Source organism: Micromonospora sp. NPDC049048 (assembly GCF_043197615.1).
Taxonomy (GTDB): Bacteria; Actinomycetota; Actinomycetes; order Mycobacteriales; family Micromonosporaceae; genus Micromonospora.
Window position 1 is genome coordinate 124,035 of record NZ_JBICTM010000009.1, and the last position, 23,708, is coordinate 147,742.

The following is a 23,708-nucleotide window of genomic DNA, read 5'->3' on the forward strand; positions in this document are numbered from 1 at the left end:
CCCTACGCCCGCCCTACGACACCCGGTGCCCGCTCGGCCGCCGCCGCAGTGGACCGTGGGCGCAGGCCGGGCAGCAGCGGCAGCAGGGTGACGACGAGGCAGAACGCCGCCATGACCAGCAGGGCGGGGACGAGGCCGAGCGCGGCGGCCGACCAGCCGCCCAGCAGCGCCCCCAACGGCAGGCCCGCGAACGCCAGCGACCCGGCCAGGCCGATCACCCGGGTCTGCAGCGCGGCCGGCACCCGCTCGTAGATCGCCACCCCGAGCAGCGGGTTCACCGCCGCGATACCGATGCCGGAGGCGAATGTCACCGCCAGCACCACCGCCAGCTCCTCGCTCAGCGCGAGGACCAGCAGTCGCGGGGCGCCGCTGACCGCCGCACCGACCACGAAGGCCAGATAACGGGGCAGCCGGGGTCCGTACGCCGTGAAGAGCAGGTTGCCCAGCAGCGCGCCCGCCGCGAACGCCCCCAGCAGCAGGCCGAGCCCGGCGGGGCTGCGCAGCACGTCGGCCACCCAGAGGGGGATGTAGACCGCGACGCTCGCGTTGACCACCATGTTCAACGCCGAGATCACCAGCAGCATGGTCAGCAGCATCCGGTCGCGTCCCAGGTGGCGGAACCCGCCCGCGAGCGCCCGCAGGTATCCCTCCGGCTGTGCGGGCGCCGCCGGGGGCGCCGGCGGGCGGACCAGCAGGCTGACGAGCAGGGCGCAGACGGCGAAGCTGGCGGCGTCGATGAGGAGCGCCTGCGTCACCCCGAACCACCAGACGAGCAGGCCGCCCAGCCCCGCGCCGAGCAGGGTGACCAGCCGGCCCAGCCCGTCGTAGACGGAGGTCAGGCGGATCAGCGGCACTCCGGCGGCCTCGGCGGCCGGGCGGAACATCACGTGCTTGACCCGGTCGCCGACGCCGCGCAGCGCGCCCACCAGGGCGACCAGCACGAGCAGCGCGCCGAAGCCGAGCCACGGCGTGAGGGCCACCGCCACCATCAGCGCCGCGCTGCCGGCGTCGGTTCCGATGGCGGTCCGGCGCAGGCCGATCCGGTCCGCCCAGGGCGTGCCGAGGGCACTGGAAAGCAGGTAGGGCAGCGTCTCGGCGGCGGCCACCGCGCCCATCTTCGCCGGGCTGCCGGTGGTCTCCAGCACCAGCCAGGGCAGGGCCACCACCGAGATCCGGCTGCCCAGGTTGGAGATCAGGTCGGCGGCGACCAGGACGGTCAGTTCCCGCCGGGGGGTCACGCCAGGCTGCCGATCGACGCCTCCGGGTGCTCGACCGACGACGGGTGCTCCTCGGCGTAGCGGGCCCGCAGCGCGCGCTTGTCCACCTTGGCGGAGCGGTTGAGTGGCAGCCGGTCGACGAACCGCACCCCGCCCGGCGCCCAGGTGTCGCTGAGTTCGGCCGTCACCAGGTCGATCAGCTCCGTGGCGGTCACCGTCGCGCCGGGCGCCGGCACCACGAAGGCGTACGGTAGTTCGCCGGCCGCCTCGTCCGGTACGCCGATCACGGCCGCCGCCCGTACCTGCGGGTGCCCGGCCAGGACGTCCTCGATGGGACGGGAGTGGATCGGCCAACTGCGCCGCCGGGTGAGGATCCGGTCCTGCAACCGGTCGACCAGGTAGAGGTAGCCGTCGGCGTCGAGGTGCCCGACGTCGCGGGTGCGGACCCAGCCGTCGACCAGCGTCTCGGCGGTCAGCTCGGGCTGGCCGTGGTAGCCGGCGAAGCGCAGGCCGGTGTGCACCCACACCTCCCCGTCGGCGCCGGGCGGCAGCACCGTGCCGTCCTCGGCGCGGATCTCGATGCGCACGTCGCCGTAGGGTCGCCCGCAGGAGCGCAGCCGCTGCGGGTACGCCGGATCGTCGGTCAACCCGGGCAGGGCGGTGACCACGACGGCCTCGCTGAGGCCGTACACGATGCGCAGCACCGGCCCGAAGCGGGCGATCGCCTGACGCAGCCGGGCGGGCGCGGCGGGCCCGGCGCCCACGTTGAACATGAACATGGCGGAGAAGTCCGCGCCGTCGAGGGCCGGGTGGTCGAGCACCTCGTAGAGCATCGGCGGCGTGACGAAGGTCGAGTTGATCCGCTCGCCCGCGACGGTGGCGATGAACCGCTCGGGATCCCAGCCGTCGCGCGGGAACAGCACGCCGCCGGTGAAGAGGTTGAACAGGGTGGTGATCTGGCCGCTGGCCAGCCACATCGGCGAGTGCGACAGGTGCCGCAGCAGCGGGTACCCGGCGGCCCGGAAGTCGGCGGCCAGGGCGAGAATCTGCGCGTAGAAGCTCTCCCGGTGGTGCACCAGCTTCGGGGTGCCGGTGGTGCCGCTGGTCTGCAGGAACGACTCCGGCGCCGGCGCCCCGACCGGCAGGTCGACCGCCGGGACGTGCGCCGCCTCGGCGAGCAGGTCGGGGCCCGCGCCGCCGGGACCGAGGCAGAACACGGGCACCCCGGGCAGCCCGGCGGCCAGCTCCGGGCCCAGCCCGGCCGGGTCCCGGGCGTCGTAGACGAACGCGTCGGGACGGGCCAGCCGGACGAACTCGTCGACCTCCCGGCGGGAGGTGACCGGGGCGATCCACATCGTCCGGCAGCCCAGCAGGTGCAGGGCGAGCTGCACCAGTGGTCCCTCCACCGGGTTGCCGAGCGCCAGCAGCACCGCGTCCCCCGGCCGTACGCCGTGCCCGTGCAGCGTCGCGGCGAGCCCGCGCACCCGGGCGACAGCCTCGGCGTAGCTGAGCCGGTGTCCGTTTCCGACCAGCGCCTCCCGGTCGCCGAAGCCCGCGAACAGCTCCAGCGCCCGGTGCACGTAGCCGGCCCCTCGTTCGGTTCGATCGGTCATCCGACAGCCCTCTCGCCGCAGAGATCTGGCCGTGTTCCGGCAGCCCGGGACGGCACGGCGGCCGGACGACCGCACCGCCGCCGTCCGTGAGCGTAGGTACCACCGACCGTCACCGGACAGGGCCTGAACGGCGCTCCGTGCGGACCTGAGGACATTTGATCGCGTCGATCAGGTTGATTGACGGTCACGGAACGTGGCCGCTAGGTTTCTGGACCATCGTCCAGGCGGTGCCGTCAGCGGACGGCCCTGGGCTGCCAACGATGGAGGTTCAATGTCGACCCCGAAAAGATGGCATGTCATCGCATCCGCGGCCACCCTGCTCGTCGCCGGCACCCCGGCGATGGTGGCCAGCGCCGGTCCGTCGGACACCGCGGCGTCGCACCCGCGTACCGTCTGGGCGGGCAGCTGGGCCGCCGCGGTGACCAGGGGAAACGCGACCGGCCTGACCAACAGCGGCCTCAACGACCAGAGCGTACGGATGGTCGTGCACACCACCGTCGGCGGAGAGCGGTTCCGGGTCCGGCTGAGCAACTCCTACGGCGAGCAGGCCGTCCGGGTCGGCCGCGCCACCGTGGCCAGGCCGAACACGGCGACCCCCGACGACCTGTCCGACATCGACCCCTCGACCCTGCGGACGCTGACCTTCGGCGGCGCCACGTCGGCCACCATGAACCGCGGCGCCGAGCTGGTCAGCGACCCCGTCGCGCTGCCCGTCGGCGACCAGCAGGACCTGGTGCTGACCGTGCACTTCCCGACCCCGACCGGCCCGGTGACCTTCCACGGCCAGTCCCGGCAGACGAACTTCATCGGCGCCACCGACCTGACCGGCGCCGCCGGCGGGGCCGGGTTCACGATCCGACCGAACTGCTGCTGGTTCTTCCTGTCCGGCATCGACGTGCAGCGCCGGCACAGCCCCGGCTCGGTGGTGGTCTTCGGCGACTCCATCGCCGACGGCAACGGCAGCACCGTCAACGCCAACAAGCGCTGGCCCGACCTGCTCGCCGACCGGCTCATCGACGACCGTCCGGACGTACGCACCCCGGGCGTGCTGAACCTCAGCCTCGCCGGCAACCGGCTCAACCACGAGGGCACCGAGCCCGGGGCGGGCGGCTTCCCCGGCTACCACGAACTCGGCCCCAACGCCCTGGCCCGCCTCGACGAGGACGTCTTCGCGCAGACCGACGCCCGGACGGTGATCACCGGACTCGGCATCAACGACATCTGGATGTCGGGCGACTCCGCCGAGCAGGTCATCGCCTCCCTGCGGCAGATCAACCAGCAGGTGAAGGCGCGCGGCCTGCGCAGCCTCGTGTCGACGCTGACCCCGTACGAGGGGCACGGCAACCCGGGGGTGTGGACGCCCGAGAAGGAGGCTACCCGGCAGGCCGTGAACGCCTGGCTGCGCGGCAGCACCGAGTTCGACGGGCTGCTCGACTTCGACCGGGTGCTGCGCGATCCGGCCCAGCCGAGCCGGCTGCTGCCCGCGTACGACTCGGGCGACCACATCCACCCGAACGACGCCGGCAACCAGGCGCTGGCGAACGCCGTACCTCTGCGACTGCTCGGCCTGTGACCTCGGCGCGGGCGGCGGGGTGACCCCCGCCGCCCGCGCGGCACCGTCGATGGGGGAGACCGGACGACCGTGGACGTGACCCAGCTGCTGACCCGCCTCTACAGCGACGAGGGCCGGCAGGACCCCTACCCCTGCTACGCGGCCCTGCACGGGCTCGGGCCGGTCAGCCCCGTGCCGGCGCGCGCCGAACACCGCTCGGTCGACGCCGTCGCCGTCGGCTACGACCTGGTCAGCCAGGTCCTGCGGGACCCGCGGTGGTACAAGCAGGCCCCGCCGGGCTGGCAGGAGCAGGAGGTGCTGCGCACCCTCCAGACCTCGATGATGTTCGTCAACCCGCCCGAGCACACCCGGATGCGGGCGGCCTTCGCCAGGAGCTTCACGCCGCGCCGGCTCGCCGCGCTGGAGCCGACCGTGCACCGGGTCGTCGACGGGCTGCTCGACCGGATGGCCGACGCCGGGGACACCGGCCTCGACTTCGTCGCGGAGTTCGCGTACCCGCTGCCGGCCCTGGTGATGGCGGAGTTCATCGGCATCCCCGCCGCCGAACTGGACTTCTACCGGCAGCGGGTGGAACGGATCGACGAGTTCCTGGACGTGGCGGGCCAGACCCCGCAGCGGCTCGCCACCGCCAACACCGCCGCCGCCGAGCTGCGCGACTTCTACGCCGAGCTGATCGCCCACCGGCGCCACCGGCCCGGCGACGACCTGATCAGCGCCCTGGTCGAGGCGGTCGACTTCGGGGACGTGGAACTGACCGTCGACGAGTTGGTCAGCAACCTGATCGTGCTGTTCAACGCCGCCTTCGTCACCACCGTCTACATGTTCGGCAACGGGCTGCCCCTGCTGCTGACCCACCCGGAGGTGGCCGCCGCGCTGCCCGGCGACGACGCGCTGACCCGGGGCGCGGTCGACGAGATCCTGCGGCTGGAGGCACCCGTGCACTTCCTGGCGCGGGCCGCGCCCGGGGACACCGACGTGGGTGGGGTGCCGGTCGGGCGGGACCGCAACGTACTGCTGATCCTCGCCGCCGCCAACCGGGACCCGGCCCGCTTTCCCGACCCGGACCGCTTCGACCCGCGCCGCACGGGCCCGCCGTCGTTGGCCTTCGGTGCCGGCCTGCACTTCTGCCTCGGCGCCGCGGTGTCCCGGCTGGAGGGCCGCCTCGCGCTGCCCAGGCTGCTGGCCCGCTTCCCCGGGCTCACCGTCGCCGAGCCGCCCACCTACAGCGGCAGTCTCTTCCTGCGCGGCGTCGACAAGCTGGCGGTGCACACCCGAGGAGGATCCGCATGAGCGTCCATCCGCAGGTGGCGGCGTACCGGGCCGCCCGCGCGGCGGCCGGCACCCCGCCGCTGTACACCCAGACCCTGGCCGAGGCCCGCGCCGCCGACCTCGCCGCGATCCGCGCCGGCGGCGGCACGGTGGAGCCGGTGCACGAGGTACGCGACACGCGCGTGCCCGGACCTGCCGGCGACCTGCCGGTGCGGATCCACCGGCCGGCGGGGGAGGGGCCGCTGCCCACCCTGGTCTACTTCTTCGGCGGTGGCTGGACGCTGGGCAGCGTCGACACCGCCGACGGCATCTGCCGGCGGCTGGCCAACGCGGTGCCCTGCCAGGTCGTCACCGTCGGCTACCGGCTGGCCCCGGAGCACCCCTTCCCGGCTGCCGTGTACGACTGCCACGCGGCCGCCCGGTGGATCGTCGACAACCCGGCGGAGTTCGGTGTCGACCCGCGGCGGGTGGCGGTCGGCGGGGACAGCGCCGGTGGCAACCTCGCCGCCGCCGTCACCCTGCTCGCCCGCGACGACGGAGGACCCCGGCTCGCCGCCCAGCTGCTGGTGTACCCGAACACCGACCAGAGCGCCGATCCCGACGGCGACGGCGAGGACCCGCTGCTGTTCAACCGCCGCTCGGTCGCCTGGTACCGGGGCCACTACCTCGCCGACCCCGCCGACGCACGGCACCCGCTGGCGTCGCCGCTGCTCGCCGCCGACCTGAGCGGCCTGCCGCCGGCACTGGTGATCACCGCCGAGCACGACCCGCTGCGCGACCAGGGGGAGCGGTACGCGCACCGGCTGCGCGACGCCGGGGTGCCGACCACCCTCACCCGGTACGCCGGCATGATCCACGGCTTCTTCGCCATGCCCGGGGCGTTCGACGACGGCCGCCGTGCCCAGGACGAGGCCGCCGCCTTCCTGCGTGAGCTGTTCGGCACGACGGACAGCGGTACGTTGGGCGGCGATGCGTGGGGCGGCGCTGTGCCGGGCGGCACCCCGTCGGGCGGTGGCGCGTCGGACGGCGGTGGACCGGTCGGCAGGACGGCGACCGCCGGCGCGACGGTGCCGGTGGGAGGGGAGAACGGGAATGGTTGAGGGCGTGCTGTCGAAGTCGGACCTGCCGGTGGCGCAGCCGTCGCCGGCCAGCCTGGCCGACTTCGCGGACCTGGCCCGGGCGGTGCTGCCGCCCGACGTGTGGGACTACGTCGACGGCGGCAGCGGTGCCGAGACGACGCTCGCCGCCAACCGTCGCGCGCTGGAGCGGGTGGCCGTACTGCCCCGGATGCTGCGCGGCGTGCACACCCCCCGCACCGAGGCGCGGCTGCTCGGCGCGTCGTACGCCATGCCGGTGGCCGTGGCACCCATGGCGTACCAGCGGCTCGTGCACCCCGACGGGGAGCTGGCGCTGGCCGCCGCCGCCCGCGCGGCCGACGTGCCGTACGTGGCCAGCACCCTGAGCAGCGTGCCGATCGAGCAGATCGCGGAGACCGGCGCGACCGTCTGGTTCCAGCTCTACTGGCTGCGTGACCGGGCGCTGGTCGCCGACCTGCTGGACCGGGCGCACGCGGCGGGGTGCACGGCGCTGACCGTCACCGTGGACGTGCCGATCCTCGGCCCGCGCCGGCGCGACGTGCGTAACGCGTTCGCCATCCCGGCACAGGTCGTGGCGGCCAACCTGCCGGCCGGCCGGGACGACCTCGCGCACACCGCCACCCCGGGGGTCTCCGCCATCGCCGCACACACCGGAGACGTCTTCGCGCCCGCGCTGACCTGGGCCGACCTGGAGTGGCTGCGCGGCCGTACCACCCTGCCGCTGGTGGTCAAGGGCGTGCTCGACCCGCGCGACGCGGAGCTGGCGGTGGATGCCGGCGCGGACGCGGTGGTGGTCTCCAACCACGGTGGCCGCCAGCTCGACGGCGCGCCGGCCACCGCGACCATGCTGCCCGAGGTGGTGGCGGCGGTGGGCGACCGGTGCGAGGTGCTGCTGGACAGCGGCGTACGCGACGGCGCCGACGTGCTGCGCGCGCTCGCCCTCGGCGCGCGGGGGGTGCTCGTCGGCCGGCCCATGCTGTGGGCGCTCGCCGCCGGCGGCCGGGCCGGGGCGCGGACGGCGCTGGCGCTGCTGGCCGGCGAGTTCCGCGACGCCCTCGCGCTGGCCGGCTGCGCCGACCCGGTGGCGGCTCGCGAGCTGCGCGTGATCAGGGAGGGCTGACCGGTGACCGATACGGTGGACCTGCGCGTCGACGACCTGCACCCGGCCGTCGACGATCCCGCGCTGAACTCGATGAACTTCCTCAACGAGGTGGCCCAGCACTACCCCGACGCGGTGTCGCTCGCGGCCGGCCGGCCGTACGAGGAGTTCTTCGAGGTCGCGGCGATGCACCGGCACCTGGAAAGGTTCCGCCGACACCTGACCGACGACCTCGGGCAGAGCCCCGCGCAGGTGCACCGGACGCTGTTGCAGTACGGCCGCACCAAGGGCATCGTGCACCACCTCGTCGCCCGCAACCTCGCCGTCGACGAGGGCGTCACGGTCGACCCGGAGGCGATCGTGGTGACCGTCGGCTGCCAGGAGGCGATGTTCCTGGTGCTGCGGGCGCTGCGGGCCGACCCGCGCGACGTGCTGCTCGCCGTCGCCCCGACGTACGTGGGGCTGACCGGCGCCGCCCGGCTGCTGGAGCTGCCGGTGCGGCCGGTGCGCGGTGGCCCGGCCGGCATCGACCTGGCCGACCTGCGTGAGCAGGTGCGCCGGGCCCGGTCGGCGGGGCTGCGACCGCGCGCCTGCTACGTGATGCCGGACTTCGCCAACCCCTCCGGGACCAGCATCGCCCTGGCCGACCGGCGGCGGCTGCTCGACCTGGCCGCCGAGGAGGACCTGCTGCTGCTGGAGGACAACCCGTACGGCCTCTTCCCCGCCTCGGACGCGCGGCGGCCGCCGACGCTCAAGGCGCTGGACACCGCGCGACGGGTGGTCTACCTGGGCTCGTTCGCCAAGACGGTGCTGCCCGGCGCCCGCGTGGGCTACGTGGTCGCCGACCAGCGCGTGGCGTCCGCCGACGGCACCGTGAGCCTGCTCGCCGACCAGCTTGCCAAGATCAAGAGCATGGTCACCGTGAACACCTCGCCGATCGCCCAGGCGGTCGTCGGCGGGGCGCTGCTGGAGCACGGGTGCAGCCTCGTGGCGGCCACCGCCCGGGAACGGAAGGCGTACGGGCGCAACCTGCGCCACCTGGTCGACGGCCTGGCCCGGCGGTTCCCGGAAGGGGCCTCGCCGGTGCGGTGGAACGTCCCGGCCGGCGGGTTCTTCGTCGTGGTCACCGTGCCGTTCACGGTCGACGACGCCCTGCTGCACCGCTCCGGCCGCGAGTACGGGCTGCTCTGGACGCCGATGGCGCACTTCTACGACGACGGCGCCCCGGTCGACGCGCTGCGACTGTCGGTCAGCGCCGTCACCCCCGAGCAGATCGACCTCGGGCTGGACCGGCTCGCCGCGCTGGTCGCCGACGAGACGGCCCGGCGGGCGGCCGTCGCCGGGGCGGGATGACACACCGCGTTCACCGCACGGCAATGCGCGACTGCCCGTGTTCCGCCGTCCTGCGTGGACATTCATAATGGACGTCATGGTCGCCTGGGAGTACGCGTTGCTGGTCCGCCGTTATCAGGGGCAGGGCCGCGCCTTTCATGTCAGCTTCACCTGGTACGGCCCGGACGGGTCGCGCCGGGACATCACCGCGTACGGCGACACCGCGATCGCGCACCTCAACCGGGCCGGCCGGGAGGGCTGGGAACTCGTCTCCGCCGCCGAGGACGTCAACAACGTCCAGGGCAGCACCGAGGTGCACCGCTACCACCTGAAGCGCCCCATCGCCTGACCGCCGCCGCGAACGCGTGACCCTGCCCGGCAGGCGGGCGCCGGCTTCCTTCGACCGGCCCTCGTCCCCGTCGCCACCGGGCCCCTCGACAGCGGTAGCGTCTCCTTTCGCCGCCGACCGGCCGCCCACCCCGGGCGCCGGCGCGTGCGGCGGAAGGAGCAGCGGTGGCACAGCCGGTAGCGGGCGCGGCCCGGCACGTCGTCGGGGTCGACTTCGGCACCCTCTCCGGCCGGGCGGTGGTGGTCGACATCGCCGACGGGACCGTGCGGGGCGAGGCCGTGCACGAGTACCGGCACGGGGTGCTCACCGAGCGGCTGCCCGACGGGACGCCGCTGCCGCCGGACTGGGCGTTGCAGCACCCCGACGACCACCGCGAGGTGCTGCGCGTCGCGGTGCCCGCCGCGCTGCGTGCCGCCGGCGTCCGGCCCGAGGACGTACGCGGCATCGGCGTCGACGCCACCTCCTGCACGATGCTGCCCGCCCGCGCCGACGGCACCCCGCTGTGCGAGCTGCCCGACCTGGCCGGGCGGCCGCACGCGTACCCGAAGCTGTGGAAGCACCACGCGGCCCAGCGGCAGGCCGCCCGGATCAACGAGGTCGCCGCCGCACGCGGCGAGAGCTGGCTGCCCCGCTACGGCGGCCGGGTCTCCGCCGAGTGGCAGCTCGCCAAGGCCCTGGAGGTGCTGGAGGAGGACCCGGAGGTCTTCGACCGGGCGGAGCGCTTCATCGAGACGACGGACTGGCTGGTCTGGCAGCTCTGCGGCCGGGAGACCCGCAACGTCTCCGCCGCCGGCTACAAGGGGCTGCGGCAGGACGGGCGGTACCCGTCGGCGGAGTTCCTGCGCGCCCTGCACCCCCGCCTCGACGGACTGCTGCCCCGCCTCGACGGGCCGCTCGCGCCGCTCGGCGCCCGGGCCGGCGGGCTGACCGCCGAAGCGGCCCGCTGGACCGGCCTGCCGGTGGGGACCGCCGTCGCGGTCGGTGCCATCGACGCGCACGTCACCGCCGCCGCGGCCCGGTCGGTCGAGCCGGGCCGCATGCTCGCGGTGCTCGGCACCTCCACCTGCCTGATCATGAACGCGGACGCGTACCGCGAGGTGCCCGGCGTCTGCGGCGTGGTCGACGGGGGCGTGACCGCCGGATCCTGGGGCTACGAGGCCGGGCAGAGCGGCGTCGGCGACATCTTCGCCTGGTACGCCCGCACCGCCCTGCCGGCCCACCACGCCGACGAGGCGCGCCGCCGGGGGCTCAGCCCGTACGAGCTGCTGGACGCCCTCGCCGCCGAGCAGCCGGTCGGCGGCCACGGCCTGCTGGCGCTGGACTGGCACAGCGGCAACCGCTCGGTGCTGATGGACCACGAGCTGAGCGGCGTGCTGGTGGGCCTGACCCTGGCGACCAGGCCGGAGGAGATCTGGCGGGCGCTGCTGGAGGCCACCGCCTTCGGCGCCCGCACCGTGGTCGACGCCTTCACCGCCGCCGGGGTGGCCGTCGACGAGCTGACCGTGGCCGGCGGGCTGACCCGCAACCGGCTGCTGCTGCGGATCTACGCCGACGTGCTCGGCCGGCCGCTGCACGTGCTCGACGCCGAACACCCGGCGGCGCTGGGCGCGGCCATCCACGCGGCGGTCGCCGCCGGGGCGTACCCGCACGTGCCGGCCGCCTCGGCGGCGATGGGCGCCGGCCGGCGCGAGACCTGGCACCCCGACCCGGCCCGGGCGGCGGCCTACGACGAGTTGTACGCCGACTACCGCGCCCTGCACGACCACTTCGGCCGGGGCGGCACCGACGTCCTGCACCGCCTACGCGCCCGACGCCACCGCACACCCTGACCCACCCCACCCCACCCCCGCCCCCGCCCCGCCCCCGCCCCGACGGCGTCGATCATGCAGTCGTGGGGGGTCACGAACGTCCACCAATGCGGACGAGACGGGCACCAGAACTGCATGATCGACGCCGGGCGGCGTGGGGTGGGGCGTGGGGCCGGGCGGTGGGGGCCGGGGGGCGTGGGCCGGGCGGGGTGGGGGCTGGGACGGGGACGCCCCCGCCGGCGGGGCCGGGCGGGGGCGTCAGGGTGGCGCGGAACTCAGCCGAGGTCGACGGCCGGGTAGAGCGGGAAGCCGGTCAGCAGGTCGCTGGCCTGCTTGCTGATCCGCTCCGCGACGGCGGGGTCGAGGACGTACTTCGCCTTGGACGCGGTGCCGTCCGGGTTCGCGCCCGGCCTGGTCTGGCTGAGCACGGTGTGGATCAGCTCGGCCGTCTCGTCCATCTGCGCCGGGCCCAGCCCACGGGTGGTCAGCGCCGGGGTGCCGACCCGGATGCCCGAGGTGTACCAGGCGCCGTTCGGGTCCTGTGGCACCGAGTTGCGGTTGGTGACGATGCCCGAGTCGAGCAGCGCCTGCTCGGCCTGCCGGCCGGTCAGCCCGTAGCCGGAGACGTCGATCAGCACCAGGTGGTTGTCGGTGCCGCCGGTGACCAGCTTGCCGCCCCGGCGCAGCAGCCCCTCGGCGAGGGCCTGTGCGTTGTCGACGATCCGCTGGGCGTAGTCGGCGAAGTCGGGGCGCCGCGCCTCGGCCAGCGCGACGGCCTTGGCGGCCATCACGTGCGGCAGCGGGCCGCCGAGCACCATCGGGCAGCCCCGGTCGACCTGGTCGGCCAGCTCGGGCTGGCAGAGCACCATGCCGCCGCGCGGGCCGCGCAGCGACTTGTGCGTGGTCGTGGTGACGATGTGCGCGTGCGGCACCGGGTCGAAGTCGCCGGTGAAGACCTTCCCGGCGACCAGGCCGGCGAAGTGCGCCATGTCGACCATGAAGGTGGCGCCGACCGAGTCGGCGATCTCCCGCATGATCCGGAAGTTGACCTTCCGCGGGTACGCCGAGTAGCCGGCGACCAGGATCAGCGGCTTGAACTCGCGGGCCGCCTCGGCGACCTTGTCGTAGTCGACGAGGCCGGTGACCGGGTCCGTGCCGTAGCTGCGCTGGTCGAACATCTTGCCGGAGATGTTCGGCCGGAAACCGTGGGTGAGGTGGCCGCCGGCGTCCAGCGACATGCCGAGCATCCGCTGGTTGCCCAGCTCCCGGCGCAGCGCGAACCAGTCCGCCTCGGTCAGGTCGTTGACCTGCCGCACCTGCGCCTTCCTCAGCGCGGGCGACTCCACCCGGTCGGCCAGGATCGCCCAGAAGGCGACGAGGTTGGCGTCGATGCCGGAGTGCGGCTGCACGTACGCGTGGGCGGCGCCGAACAGCTCCCGGGCGTGCTCGGCGGCGAGCGCCTCGACGGTGTCGACGTTCTGGCAGCCCGCGTAGAAGCGGCGGCCGACGGTGCCCTCGGCGTACTTGTCGCTGAACCAGTTGCCCATGGCCAGCAGGGTGGCCGGGGAGGCGTAGTTCTCGCTGGCGATGAGCTTGAGCGACTCGCGCTGGTCGGCGAGCTCCGCGCCGATGGCGTCCGCCACCCGCGGCTCGACGGCGCGGATCACCTCGAGGGCGCTGCGGAAGGCGGTGGATTCGGCGTTCAGCGACATGCGACCTCCAGTGACGTGCGGAAGGCCCAGGCGCTCGGCATGCGTCCTCATGACGGGACCGCTTCCCGATGGTGCCCCATCCTCACGCGCCAGTCACGGCCCGTGCCGATCCTACCGGGTCGACCCCGGCCCACCTGGCCCGGGCGGCGGACCCCGGTGCCGGCCTCGCGGCCGGGGACGCCGCTGCCTAGGATCAGCGGCATGGCGGGGGAGGACGGCGAGGGCGGCAGCCTGTTCGCCATCAGCGACCTGCACGTCGGTCACCGGGACAACCGGGCGGTGGTGGAGGGGCTGCGCCCCGGATCGCCGGAGGACTGGCTGCTGGTCGCCGGCGACGTGGGCGACACCGTGGCGGACATCGAGTGGGCCCTCGGCCTGCTCAGCAGCCGCTTCGCGAAGGTCGTCTGGACGCCGGGCAACCACGAGCTGTGGACCCCGCCGGCGGATCCGGTGACCCTGCGCGGGGCCGCGCGCTACGCGTACCTGGTCGACGCCTGCCGGCGGCTGGGCGTGCTGACGCCCGAGGACCCATACCCGGTGTGGCGGGGGGAGGGCGGTCCGGTGCTCGTGGCGCCGCTGTTCCTGCTCTACGACTACAGCTGGCGCCCGGAGGGGTTCGACACCCCCGAGGCGGCGCTGGAGGAGGCGTACCGGGTGGGGATCGTGTGCACCGACGAGTTCCTGCTGCACCCCGACCCGTACCCGAGCCGGTCGGCGTGGTGCGCCGCCCGGGTCGCCGAGACCGCGCGCCGGCTCGACGAGCGGGAGCCCGGCATGCCGACCGTGCTGGTCAACCACTGGCCGCTGCTGCGTGAGCCGACCCGGGTGCTGCGCTACCCGATCTTCGCCCAGTGGTGCGGGACGGAGTCCACCGCCGACTGGCACCTGCGCTTCGACGCCGCCGCCGTGGTCTACGGCCACCTGCACATCCCCCGTACGACCCGGCACGACGGGGTGCGCTTCGAGGAGGTCTCGGTGGGCTACCCGCGGGAGTGGCGGCCCCGGGCCGCGCCTCCGGCGCTGCGGCGGATCCTGCCCGCGCCCCGGGCATGACGACGGGCCCCGGCGCACCGGGGCCCGTGCGGGCGCGTCCGCTCAGGCAGTCACGGCGTCCAGCGACTTCTTGATCGCCTTCGGGTCGGTCGGCTTGCGCGGCGCGTCGGCCCGCAGCGCGATCATCCGCTCGCCGATCTCCTGGAGCTGCTTACGACCGAGCGCCTCGCGCACCTTCGGGAACCACTCCTGCTCCTCCTCCTCGACGTGGTGCAGGACGTTCTCGATCAACACCGTGGTCTTGGCGTTGAAGTGCTCGTCGCCGGCATCCATGGCGTACAACTCGGCGCAGAGCACGTCGGCGACGTGGTGCTCCTCGTACGACTCGAGGATGTCGTCCTCCAGGTCGGGCAGGAGCTTGCGGACCTCGGGGTACATCACCTCGTTCTCGAGGTAGGTGTGGACGGTCAGGGCTTCCAGGATCTCGTTCACCAGCTTCTGCCGCCGGGCCGCCGGGCCCTTCTCGGCGTCCTGGAACGCCTTGAACAGGCGGCGCATCTCCTTGTGGTCCTCTTTCAACACCACGATGGCATCGGTGGACACCGTCGACCTCCTCGGGCTCGTCTGACACCTCCTTCCGTACCCCGGGGTGAGCAGCGAAAACGGGTGGGGCCCGGCGATGATCCGCCGGGCCCCACCACGGGTCGTGCCGTGCTTGTTACTTGACCACGTTGTACGCGTTGACCATGCCGAATCCGTAGAAGCCGTTGCGCTTGCCGCCGGAGCAGGTCGCGTCGTAGGCGTTCGGGCCGGCCGCGATCAGCGGCACCGGGTTGTAGACGCCGCTGGGGCAGGCGATCGCCTCGGCGGTGTTGCCCAGGAAGGCCGACAGCTGACCGGACGTCATGCCCGGGTGCGCCGAGACGGCCAGGGCGGCCACGCCGGCGGCGTGCGGCGAGGACATCGAGGTGCCCTGCTTGAAGCCCCAGCCGTTGGTCTTCGTGGTGGTGTTGTAGGTGGTGGACAGGATGCCGTCGGAGGGGGTCGAGGTGACCCCCCGCGTACGGAAGCGGGTGTCGCCACCCGGCGCCGTCACCTCGATCTCGCCGTGGCCGTACGAGGAGTAGTAGCTCTTCTCCCCGGTCGGGCCGACCGCCGACACCGTCACCACGCCCGGCGCCTCGCCCGGCAGGACGAGGCAGGAGTTGGTGAGGTTCTCGCGCTCCTCGGGCGTCCCGTTGTTCGGGCTGCCCGTGTCGGTGATCTTGTGGGCGAGGTCGAAGTTCGAGTTACCCGCGGACGCCACGTGCAGCACGCCCTTGCTCTGCGAGTAACGCAGGGCCCGCTGGACCGCCTTCCACACCGGACGCTGGCGTGCGTCGTTGCGGCAGTTGAGCTGCCAGGGGTCGATGTAGTAACTGTTGTTGGTCACCTGCATGCCCTGCTCGGCGGCCCACATGAACCCGCAGACCGCGGCCTCCGGGAAGATGTAGCCGTCGTCGTTGACCACCTTGACGGCGGCCACCTTGACGCCCGGGGCGACACCGGTCACGCCGACGCCGTTGACGGCGGCGGCGATGGTCCCGGCCACGTGGGTGCCGTGGTCGGAGGTGGTCGGGTTCCAGGCGGACTCGGTGGTGTCGGTGACCCCACCGAGGCAGGACGTGCTCTTGTTCTTCGCGATCTGGCTGGCCAGATCGGGGTGGCTGGACGAGATGCCGCTGTCCAGTACGCCCACCACCACGTCGGCGCGGCCGGCGTTGACGGCGTGGGCCTGCGGGACGTCGATCATCGGCATGTCCCACTGCTGACCGAAGAGGGGTTCCTTGGTCGGGTCGGCGGTCGTGTTGGCCGCCTCGGCCGCGGAGACCTCCAGGGTCTCGCCCTCGTCGAGGGCGGTGCCCAGGCCGGCGGTGGACGCCACCGAGTCGACGCCCGCGCCCGCCACGTCGGTGACGAAGTCGGGGTTGGTCGACCGGACGACGAGCACGCCGATCTGGTCGTAGCTGGCCACCACGGTGCCGTTGGCGGCGGCCACGCGGGCAGCCGCCTTGTCGGTCTTGGCGCCCTGCGGGGCGAGCACCAGGAACGTGGTGTCCGGGCCGACGGCCGACGCCGCCAGGGCCACCCCGCCGGCGACGGCGAGGCCGACGCCGAGCGTCACGGCGGACGCGGCAGCCAGTGTCTTGCGACGGAGGTTCTTCACACAGACTCCCAGGGGCTGTTTCCAGCCGGGGTACGCCCCCTGGCGGGGAGCGGCCGGCGGGAGGCGGGCGGGATGCACGCCTCCGCAAGCACCAGCGTCACACCGCCAGCTGGCGTTACACGCGGGTGCGAGCCGGGACGAAAGGTGTCATACGGTCGCCAGGGTGTGGGGAATCTCGTCGAGCAACTCCCGGGCGAGGAAGCCGATCCGGCCGAACTGGGGAACCAGCCGTTGGCCGCTCACCGCGTGGGCGAACGCCGCCCAGCACGCGGCCTGCGCCGGCTCCGCGCCCCGCGACAGCAGCCCGGCCAGCAGCCCGGCGCGGACGTCCCCGCTGCCGGACGTGCCGAGCCCGGCGTCGCCGCTCTCCTCCCGCCAGCCGCGCCCGTCGGGGGTGGCGATGTGGCCGTAGAGCGAGACGACCGCGTCGTAGCGGCGGGCCAGCTCGGCCGCCTCGGCGTCCAGGTCGTCGCCGGGCTCGCGGCCGAGCAGGTGCCGGGCCTCGGTGAGGTTGGGGGTGAGCACCGCGGGCCGGCCGGATCCGACCAGCAGGTCCGGGGCATGGCTGAGGGCCCCCAGGGCGTACGCGTCGAACACCAGCGACGTCTGCGGGCCGGCCGCGTCGAGCACCAGGCGCAGCAGGCGGCCGGTCTCGTCGATGTCCTTGAGCCCCGGGCCGACGGCCACCACGTCCGCCTCCGCCACCAGGGCGCCCAGCAGCTCACCGGGCTGGCCCGCGACGGCGCCGTCGACGGTCTCCGGCAGCCCCACCACCAGCGCCTCGGGCACCTGGATGCTCAGTGCGGCGGCGGTGGACTCGGCGGCGGCGAGCTGGAGGACGCCGGCACCGGCCCGCAGCGCGGCCACGCCGGCGAGCAGTACCGCGCCGGGGGTGAACCGCGAGCCACCGACCACCAGCACCGTGCCCCGGGCCTGCTTGCCTCCGGTCGGTACGGGCAGCGCCCAGTCCCGCAGCAGCCCCGGCGTGATGACCTGGGTGTCAGACCGGTTCGGCATGGACCTCGTCCTCCCTGGTCGGCCGGGCGCCCTGCTCGCGTAGGTGGCCGACGTCGTTGAACACGTCCGGGTCAGCCGGCCGTCGGTACCGGCCGACCATCCGTTGATCGAGCAGTTGGCGATGACGTGCTCGCGGGTCAGCGCCATCAACTCCGCCTCGGTGAGCCCCTCCACGAGGTAACGGGTGAGGAAGACCAGGGCGTCGTGGCCGAACAGCAGCACGCGCCGGCCCTCGTGGTCGCGGCGCAGGTCGCCGAGGAGGGCGCGCAGGCGCAGCGCCACGTCGGTCCAGGACTCCCCGCCCGGCGGACGGTAGTAGAACTTGCCGAGCCGGTCCCGGCGCGCGGCCTCCTCGGGGTGCCGCCGGCGTACCCCCTGCCCGGTCAGTCCGTCCAGGATGCCCAGCTCCCGGTCGCGCAGCCGCTCGTCGCGGGTGAGCGGGATCCCGGTGCCGGCCAGGGCCAGCTCGGCGGTACGCACCGCCCGCAGGTACGGCGACACCACCGCCACCTCGGGCCGACGGCCCTCGGGCAGCCCGGCCAGCCAGCGCGCGGTGGCCCGGGCCTGCTCCTCCCCGGTGGGGCTCAGCGGCACGTCGGCGTCGCGATGGGTCAGGTCGATCAGCTCGGCGCCGTCCGCCTCGGCCGCCGTGGCCGCCACGTTCGCCGTGCTCTCGCCGTGCCGCACGATCCAGAGCGTCGCCAGTTCCGCCATGCGGCAACCCCTACCCGGGGCCCGCGCCGGGTAACCGCGTCCATCCGGGCGTGTCCGGGCCCGCGGCGGGTATGCGTCGGCTCCACCGATCACCGAGATGGGGAGGTGCGCCGTGGCCACGATGGTCAGGGAGCCGGCGAGCCCGGTGAGGGACCAGAACTACGACCTGATCCACGCGCTGCAGATGTCGTTGCAGCACATCTGGCAGTTGGAGAACTACATCGCCGACGCCGACGCGCGGGGCGACACGGAGCTGGCCACCTGGTTCCGCAAGATCCAGGAGAACAACCGCAAGGCGGGCGAGCAGGGCAAGACGATGCTCCTGGCGCGCCTCCAGGAGGAGATGGGCTGAGGTACGCCGCCACCGGTGGCCGGGCGTCCCGAGTCGGGCACCCGGCCACCGGCCGTGACGGGGCGTGCCGGCCGGCCGGGCGGGTTACGGTGGGGCGTGGCTGCGGCGGCCGAGGAGATCCAGGTGGGGCAGCGGCTGGTGCGCGTCTCCAGCCCCGACAAGCCGTACTTCCCGGAACTCGGGCTGACCAAGCGGGACGTGGTGCGTTACTTCCTCGCCGTCGGCGACGGCATCCTGCGCGCCCTGCGGGACCGGCCGACCATGCTGGAACGGTGGCCGCGCGGCGTCTTCGAGGGGGCGAAGATCGGCACCCGGCAGGACAACCGGGGCGACGCCTTCTACCAGAAGCGGCTGCCGGCGGGGGCGCCCGACTGGGTGCGTACCGCCCACATCACCTTCCCCAGCGGGCGTACGGCCGACGAGGTCGCGCCCAGCGAGCTGGCGGTGGTGATCTGGGCGGCCAACCTGGGCACGCTGCGGTTCCATCCGTGGCCGGTCTCCGCCGCCGACGTCGAGCGGCCCGACCAGCTGCGGATCGACCTGGACCCGATGCCGGGCGTGGTGTTCGACCAGGTGGTGCCGGTGGCCCACGAGGTGCGCGACTTCCTCGCCGAGCTGGGCCTCACCGGCTACCCGAAGACCACCGGCGGGCGGGGCCTGCACGTCTACCTGTCCATCGAGCCCCGGTGGAGCTTCGGCGACTGCCGGCGGGCGGTGCTGGCGCTGGGCCGGGAGATGCAGCGCCGGCTGCCGGACCTGGTCACCACCACCTGGTGGCGGGAGCAGCGGGACCGGCCGGTCTTCGTCGACTACAACCAGATGTCGCGGGACCACACGATGGCCTCGGCGTACTCCATCCGCCCGACCCCGCGCGCGCTGGTCTCCGCGCCGCTCGACTGGTCGGAGCTGGCCGACGCCCGGCCGGAGGACTTCACCGTGGGCACGATGCCCGCCCGGTTCGCCGAGCGCGGCGACCCGCACGCGGGCCTCGACGCGCGGCGGTTCTCCCTCGAGCCGCTGCTGGAGCTGGCCGACCGGGAGGGGCTGGCGGCCCCGCCGGAGCGCTGAGCGGCCCGGCCGGCGTCGGGAGGACGTCAGGCCGGTCTACTCCCAGGGGCTGCGTTCGCCGTCGAACTCCTCGAAGACCAGCCAGGTGCGCGTGGAGAGTACGCCCGCGATGCTCTGCACCCGGCCCAGCACCACGTCGCGCAGGGTGGCGTTGTCCGGCGCCCGGACCAGGGCGAGCACGTCGTGGTCACCGCCGAGCAGGGCGGCGTGCTCGATGTAGCGGACCCGGGCCAGCTCCGCCGACACCTCCCGCCAGGTGTTCTGCTCGATCTTCAACGCGATGTACGCCGAGGTGCCCAGCCCGGCCGCCTCGGGCGCGACCTGCGCCCGGAAACCGGTGATCACCCCGTCGCGCAGCAGCCGCTCGACCCGCGCGTACGCGTTGGTGCGGGAGATGTGGATGCGCTCGGCGAGGGTCCGCACCGACGTGCGGCCGTCGCGGACCAGCTCGTCGACGATCCGCCGGTCCACCTCGTCCATCGGTCGCGCCGAACGTCCCGTTCCCGCCGCCCGCTCCGCTGCGCCTCCGGACTCCTGGCTCATCTCAACGCTCCTGCCATGCCATCCGTCCCGCGTTCTTCCTGGATCTTGAGTCAATCATCCAACAGCAGGAGCATAGGCCCACCACACGTCCAGGAGGTCCCGCCGTGACGACCACACCCGAGGCGGTCCGCAGGGCATCCCCGCGCAGCCGCCGGAAGGCCACCCCGCCCGACCCGGCCAAGCCGCTGCTGCCGGCCACCGAGCCGGTCCGCCTGCTCGACCCCACCGGCACGCCGCTGCCCGCCCCCGCCGACTACCCCGAGCCGCCCGTCGAGGCACTCGTCGAGATGCACCGGCGGATGGTCGTCGGCCGCCGCTTCGACATCCAGGCCACCGCCCTGACCAAGCAGGGCCGGCTGGCCGTCTACCCGTCCTCGCGCGGCCAGGAGGCCTGCCAGGTCGGCGCCGTCCTCGCCCTGCGCGACACGGACTGGGTCTTCCCGACCTACCGGGAGTCCATGGCCCTCGTCAGTCGGGGCATCGACCCGGTCGAGGTGCTGACCCTGCTGCGCGGCGACTGGCACTGCGGGTACGACCCCGCGCAGCGGCACACCGCGCCGCAGTGCACCCCGCTGGCGACCCAGTGCGTGCACGCCGCCGGGCTGGCCTACGGCGAGGCGTACCAGGGACGCGACACCGTCGCGCTGGCGTTCATCGGTGACGGGGCGACCAGCGAGGGCGACTTCCACGAGGGCGTCAACTTCGCCGCCGTGTTCAAGGCCCCCGTCGTCTACTTCGTGCAGAACAACCGGTACGCGATCAGCGTCCCGCTGTCCCGGCAGACCGCCGCGCCGTCGCTGGCCTACAAGGGCGTCGGCTACGGCGTGCCCAGCGAGCAGGTCGACGGCAACGACCCGGTGGCCGTGCTCGCGGTGCTCACCCGCGCGGTCGAGCACGCCCGCTCGGGCAAGGGCCCCTTCCTGGTCGAGGCGCACACCTACCGGATGGAGGCGCACACCAACGCCGACGACGCGAGCCGCTACCGCGACGGCGCCGAGGTCGAGGCGTGGCGGGACCGGGACCCGGTGGCCCGGCTGGAGACGTACCTGCGGGCCCGCGGCGCGCTCGACGACGCCGGCGTCGCCGCCGTGACGGAGGAGGCCGAGGCGTACGCCGCCGACCTGCGCACCCGGATGAACGCGCAGCCGACGGTCGACCCGATGAGCCTCTTCGAGCACGTCTACGCCGAGCCCACCCCGCAGTTGGTCGAGCAGCGCGAGCAGGTCCGCGCCGAGCTGGCCGCCGCCGCAGACGAGGAGGGTGAGCGCTGATGGCCGCCCTGACCATGGCGAAGGCGCTCAACGCCGCGCTCGCCGACGCGATGCTCGACGACGACCGGGTGGTCGTCTTCGGCGAGGACGTCGGGGCGCTCGGCGGCGTCTTCCGGATCACCGACGGCCTCCAGGCCCGCTTCGGCGACAAGCGCTGCTTCGACACCCCGCTCGCCGAGGCCGGCATCGTCGGCTTCGCCGTCGGCCTGGCCATGTCCGGCCTGCGCCCGGTGGTCGAGATGCAGTTCGACGCGTTCGCGTACCCGGCGTTCGAGCAGATCGCCTCGCACGTGGCGAAGCTGCGCAACCGCACCCGGGGCGCGCTCAGCGCGCCGATCGTCATCCGGGTGCCGTACGCCGGTGGCATCGGCGGGGTCGAGCACCACTGCGACTCCAGCGAGGCGTACTACGCGCACACGCCCGGGCTGAAGGTGGTCACCCCGGCGACGGTCGAGGACGCGTACTCACTGCTGCGCCAGGCGATCGACGACCCCGACCCGGTCGTGTTCATGGAGCCGAAGAAGCTCTACTTCTCCAGTGCCGAGGCGGAACTGCCGGCCACGACCGCGCCGATCGGCCGGGCCGTCGTCCGCCGGGCCGGCCGCGACGCCACCCTCGTCGCGTACGGGCCGGCGGTGCCGGTCGCGCTGGAGACCGCCGAAGCCGCCCGCGAGGAGGGCTGGGACCTGGAGGTCGTGGACGTGCGCAGCATCGTGCCGTTCGACGACGAGACCGTCACCGCCTCGGTCCGGCGCACCGGCCGCTGCGTGGTCATCCAGGAGGCGCAGGGCTTCGCCGGGGTCGGCGCCGAGATCGCCGCCCGCGTGCAGGAGCGCTGCTTCCACGCCCTGCACGCCCCGGTGCTGCGGGTGTCCGGGCTGGACATCCCGTACCCGGCGCCGATGCTGGAGCACACCCACCTGCCGTCGGTGGACCGGGTCCTCGACACGGTGGCCCGGCTCCAGTGGGACGACCAGCCCGACGGGCGCTGGCTGAGCCGGGGGAGTGCGGCGTGACCACCGTGGACGGGGCGCAGGTCTTCCTCCTTCCCGACCTGGGCGAGGGGCTGAGCGAGGCCGAGATCGTCGAGTGGCGGGTCGCCGTCGGTGACGTGGTCACGGTGGACCAGAGCGTCGTCGAGGTGGAGACCGCCAAGGCCGTCGTCGACGTGCCCTGCCCGTACGCCGGACGGGTCGTGGCGCTGCACGGCGCGGCGGGTGAGACCCGCCCGGTCGGCCAGCCGCTGATCACCATCGCCCCGCTGACGGGCGACGGCGGGACCGCCGCCGAGCCCGCCGGGCACGCCACCTACCGTGAGGAGGAGCGGGCCGGCTCCGGCAACGTCCTCATCGGGTACGGCACCGGCCACGGCGGCCCGGGGCGGCGGCGTCGCCGCCCGCGCCTCGTGACCGCGCCCGATCCCACCCCCGCCGCGTCGGCGGCGCCCGCCCCGGCCGCCCGCCCGGCCGGCCCTGTCGAGCGCCCGGCCGGCCCTGCCGACCGTCCGGACGCCGCTGCGGCGCCGCTGGTCATCTCGCCGATCGTGCGCCGGCTGGCCCGCGAGCACGGCCTCGACCTGACCGCGCTGCGCGGCACGGGCCCGGGCGGGGTGGTGCGCCGCGCCGACGTGGAGGCCGCGGTGGCCGGGGCGACGTCGCCGGCCGCGCGGCTCGCGGCGGTGCCGGACCAGCCCGCCGAGCCCGAGGCGGCGGACGTGGTCGTTCCGCTGACCGGCATCCGCAAGGCGATCGCCGACAAGCTCTCCCGCAGCCGGCGGGAGATCCCCGAGGTGACCATCTGGGTGGACGTGGACGCCACCGGCCTGCTGGAGACCCGCGCGGCGATCAACGCGGCGACCCCGGACGCGCCGGTGAGCATCCTGGCCCTGCTGGCCCGGATCTGCCTGTCCGGGCTGCGCCGGTACCCGCAGCTCAACGCCCGCGTCGACACCGAGGGCCAGCGGATCGTCCAGTCCGCCGGGGTGCACCTGGGCATCGCCGCCCAGACCGACCGGGGGCTGGTCGTGCCGGTGCTGCGCGACGCGCAGCGGCTCACCACCGCCGAACTGGCCGCCGAACTGGCGGCGACCACCACGGCCGCCCGGGCCGGCACGCTGCCCCCCGCCCGGCTGACCGGCGGCACGTTCACGCTCAACAACTACGGCGTCTTCGGCGTCGACGGCTCCACCCCGATCATCAACCACCCGGAGGCGGCGCTGCTCGGGGTGGGACGGATCGTGGACAAGCCCTGGGTGGTGGACGGGCAGCTGGCGGTGCGCAAGGTGACGCAGCTCAGCCTGACCTTCGACCACCGGGTCTGCGACGGCGGGGTGGCCGGCGGGTTCCTGCGGCACGTCGCCGACTGCGTCGAGCGGCCGGCGGTGCTGATCGCGAACGTCTGAACCAGGCCGCGTCGGCCCCGGTTCCCGCCTCCGGCCGGGGCCGGGGCCGACGCCGTCGCGGGCGCGTTTTCCCC

The 23,708-nt window shown here is 74.3% G+C and carries 19 protein-coding genes, 1 pseudogene and 1 riboswitch; of the genes and pseudogenes, 13 read left to right on the forward strand and 7 right to left on the reverse strand.

Annotated elements, in window-relative coordinates:
- Positions 1-2: 2 nt before the first annotated feature.
- Complete coding sequence (locus ACGFIG_RS25810) at positions 3-1,238, reverse strand: MFS transporter (RefSeq protein WP_393007054.1); 1,236 nt, start codon at positions 1,236-1,238, stop codon at positions 3-5.
- Positions 1,235-2,830 carry an AMP-binding protein gene (locus ACGFIG_RS25815; protein WP_393007056.1) on the reverse strand — a complete coding sequence of 532 codons (1,596 nt, stop codon included), beginning with the start codon at positions 2,828-2,830 and terminating at the stop codon, positions 1,235-1,237. Before ACGFIG_RS25815 ends, ACGFIG_RS25810 begins: the two co-directional genes overlap by 4 nt.
- 298 nt (positions 2,831-3,128) lie before the next feature.
- On the opposite strand from ACGFIG_RS25815, the gene ACGFIG_RS25820 reads away from it, so the two are divergent.
- The 7 genes and pseudogenes from ACGFIG_RS25820 to ACGFIG_RS25850 all read left to right on the forward strand — a co-directional run bounded on the left by ACGFIG_RS25820 (position 3,129) and on the right by ACGFIG_RS25850 (position 11,378).
- A complete protein-coding gene (locus ACGFIG_RS25820; RefSeq protein WP_393007401.1) occupies positions 3,129-4,403 on the forward strand; it encodes an SGNH/GDSL hydrolase family protein in 1,275 nt (424 codons plus the stop codon).
- A 69-nt stretch (positions 4,404-4,472) separates the two neighbouring features.
- Complete coding sequence (locus tag ACGFIG_RS25825) at positions 4,473-5,693, forward strand: cytochrome P450 (protein ID WP_393007058.1); 1,221 nt, start codon at positions 4,473-4,475, stop codon at positions 5,691-5,693.
- Positions 5,690-6,619: pseudogene (locus ACGFIG_RS25830) on the forward strand (alpha/beta hydrolase); the annotation flags it as partial. The gene ACGFIG_RS25825 and the pseudogene ACGFIG_RS25830, both read left to right, overlap by 4 nt.
- Positions 6,620-6,764: 145 nt before the next feature.
- Positions 6,765-7,889, forward strand: a complete 1,125-nt coding sequence (locus tag ACGFIG_RS25835) for an alpha-hydroxy acid oxidase (protein WP_393007060.1) — start codon at positions 6,765-6,767, stop codon at positions 7,887-7,889.
- Between the two features lie 3 nt (positions 7,890-7,892).
- Positions 7,893-9,221: a PLP-dependent aminotransferase family protein gene (locus ACGFIG_RS25840; protein ID WP_393007062.1), complete on the forward strand. Its 1,329-nt coding sequence runs from the start codon at positions 7,893-7,895 to the stop codon at positions 9,219-9,221.
- Positions 9,222-9,288: 67 nt separating this feature from the next.
- Positions 9,289-9,549: a hypothetical protein gene (locus tag ACGFIG_RS25845; protein ID WP_363897852.1), complete on the forward strand. Its 261-nt coding sequence runs from the start codon at positions 9,289-9,291 to the stop codon at positions 9,547-9,549.
- A 164-nt stretch (positions 9,550-9,713) separates the two neighbouring features.
- A complete protein-coding gene (locus ACGFIG_RS25850; protein WP_393007064.1) occupies positions 9,714-11,378 on the forward strand; it encodes a ribulokinase in 1,665 nt (554 codons plus the stop codon).
- 254 nt (positions 11,379-11,632) lie between these two features.
- Here the strand turns inward: ACGFIG_RS25850 and ACGFIG_RS25855 are convergent, their stop codons facing one another.
- Complete coding sequence (locus tag ACGFIG_RS25855) at positions 11,633-13,069, reverse strand: glycine hydroxymethyltransferase (protein ID WP_393007065.1); 1,437 nt, start codon at positions 13,067-13,069, stop codon at positions 11,633-11,635.
- Between the two features lie 17 nt (positions 13,070-13,086).
- A riboswitch (ZMP/ZTP riboswitch) is annotated at positions 13,087-13,176 on the reverse strand.
- Between the two features lie 94 nt (positions 13,177-13,270).
- On the opposite strand from ACGFIG_RS25855, the gene ACGFIG_RS25860 reads away from it, so the two are divergent.
- Positions 13,271-14,122 carry a metallophosphoesterase family protein gene (locus ACGFIG_RS25860; protein ID WP_393007067.1) on the forward strand — a complete coding sequence of 284 codons (852 nt, stop codon included), beginning with the start codon at positions 13,271-13,273 and terminating at the stop codon, positions 14,120-14,122.
- Positions 14,123-14,164: 42 nt separating this feature from the next.
- Here ACGFIG_RS25860 and ACGFIG_RS25865 read toward each other — a convergent pair whose 3' ends face one another.
- The 3 genes from ACGFIG_RS25865 to ACGFIG_RS25875 form a co-directional block, all read right to left on the reverse strand.
- A complete protein-coding gene (locus tag ACGFIG_RS25865; protein WP_393007069.1) occupies positions 14,165-14,665 on the reverse strand; it encodes a hemerythrin domain-containing protein in 501 nt (166 codons plus the stop codon).
- A gap of 115 nt (positions 14,666-14,780) precedes the next feature.
- Positions 14,781-16,268 carry a S8 family serine peptidase gene (locus ACGFIG_RS25870; RefSeq protein WP_393007071.1) on the reverse strand — a complete coding sequence of 496 codons (1,488 nt, stop codon included), beginning with the start codon at positions 16,266-16,268 and terminating at the stop codon, positions 14,781-14,783.
- A gap of 147 nt (positions 16,269-16,415) precedes the next feature.
- Positions 16,416-17,999: an NAD(P)H-hydrate dehydratase gene (locus tag ACGFIG_RS25875; RefSeq protein WP_393007073.1), complete on the reverse strand. Its 1,584-nt coding sequence runs from the start codon at positions 17,997-17,999 to the stop codon at positions 16,416-16,418.
- A gap of 121 nt (positions 18,000-18,120) precedes the next feature.
- Between ACGFIG_RS25875 and ACGFIG_RS25880 the strand changes: the two genes are divergently transcribed.
- Together ACGFIG_RS25880 and ACGFIG_RS25885 are read left to right on the forward strand one after the other, a co-directional pair.
- Entirely contained in the window at positions 18,121-18,351 is a 231-nt protein-coding gene (locus ACGFIG_RS25880; RefSeq protein WP_393007403.1) for a hypothetical protein, read from the forward strand.
- 96 nt (positions 18,352-18,447) lie between these two features.
- Positions 18,448-19,419 carry a DNA polymerase domain-containing protein gene (locus ACGFIG_RS25885; protein WP_393007075.1) on the forward strand — a complete coding sequence of 324 codons (972 nt, stop codon included), beginning with the start codon at positions 18,448-18,450 and terminating at the stop codon, positions 19,417-19,419.
- A 36-nt stretch (positions 19,420-19,455) separates the two neighbouring features.
- Here ACGFIG_RS25885 and ACGFIG_RS25890 read toward each other — a convergent pair whose 3' ends face one another.
- Positions 19,456-19,962 carry an Lrp/AsnC family transcriptional regulator gene (locus tag ACGFIG_RS25890; protein WP_393007077.1) on the reverse strand — a complete coding sequence of 169 codons (507 nt, stop codon included), beginning with the start codon at positions 19,960-19,962 and terminating at the stop codon, positions 19,456-19,458.
- A gap of 104 nt (positions 19,963-20,066) precedes the next feature.
- Here ACGFIG_RS25890 and pdhA point away from each other — a divergent pair, with 104 nt between their 5' ends.
- From pdhA to ACGFIG_RS25905, 3 genes are read left to right on the forward strand one after another with little or no spacing between them, the layout of a single operon-like run.
- The gene (pdhA, locus tag ACGFIG_RS25895) at positions 20,067-21,233 is read left to right on the forward strand and encodes a pyruvate dehydrogenase (acetyl-transferring) E1 component subunit alpha (RefSeq protein WP_393007079.1); all 1,167 of its coding nucleotides are present in this window, start codon (positions 20,067-20,069) and stop codon (positions 21,231-21,233) included.
- Positions 21,233-22,249 (forward strand): alpha-ketoacid dehydrogenase subunit beta, encoded by a 1,017-nt coding sequence (locus ACGFIG_RS25900; RefSeq protein WP_393007081.1) that lies wholly within the window; start codon positions 21,233-21,235, stop codon positions 22,247-22,249. Before pdhA ends, ACGFIG_RS25900 begins: the two co-directional genes overlap by 1 nt.
- Entirely contained in the window at positions 22,246-23,634 is a 1,389-nt protein-coding gene (locus ACGFIG_RS25905) for a dihydrolipoamide acetyltransferase family protein (protein WP_393007083.1), read from the forward strand. Before ACGFIG_RS25900 ends, ACGFIG_RS25905 begins: the two co-directional genes overlap by 4 nt.
- The last annotated feature ends 74 nt before the right edge of the window (positions 23,635-23,708 follow it).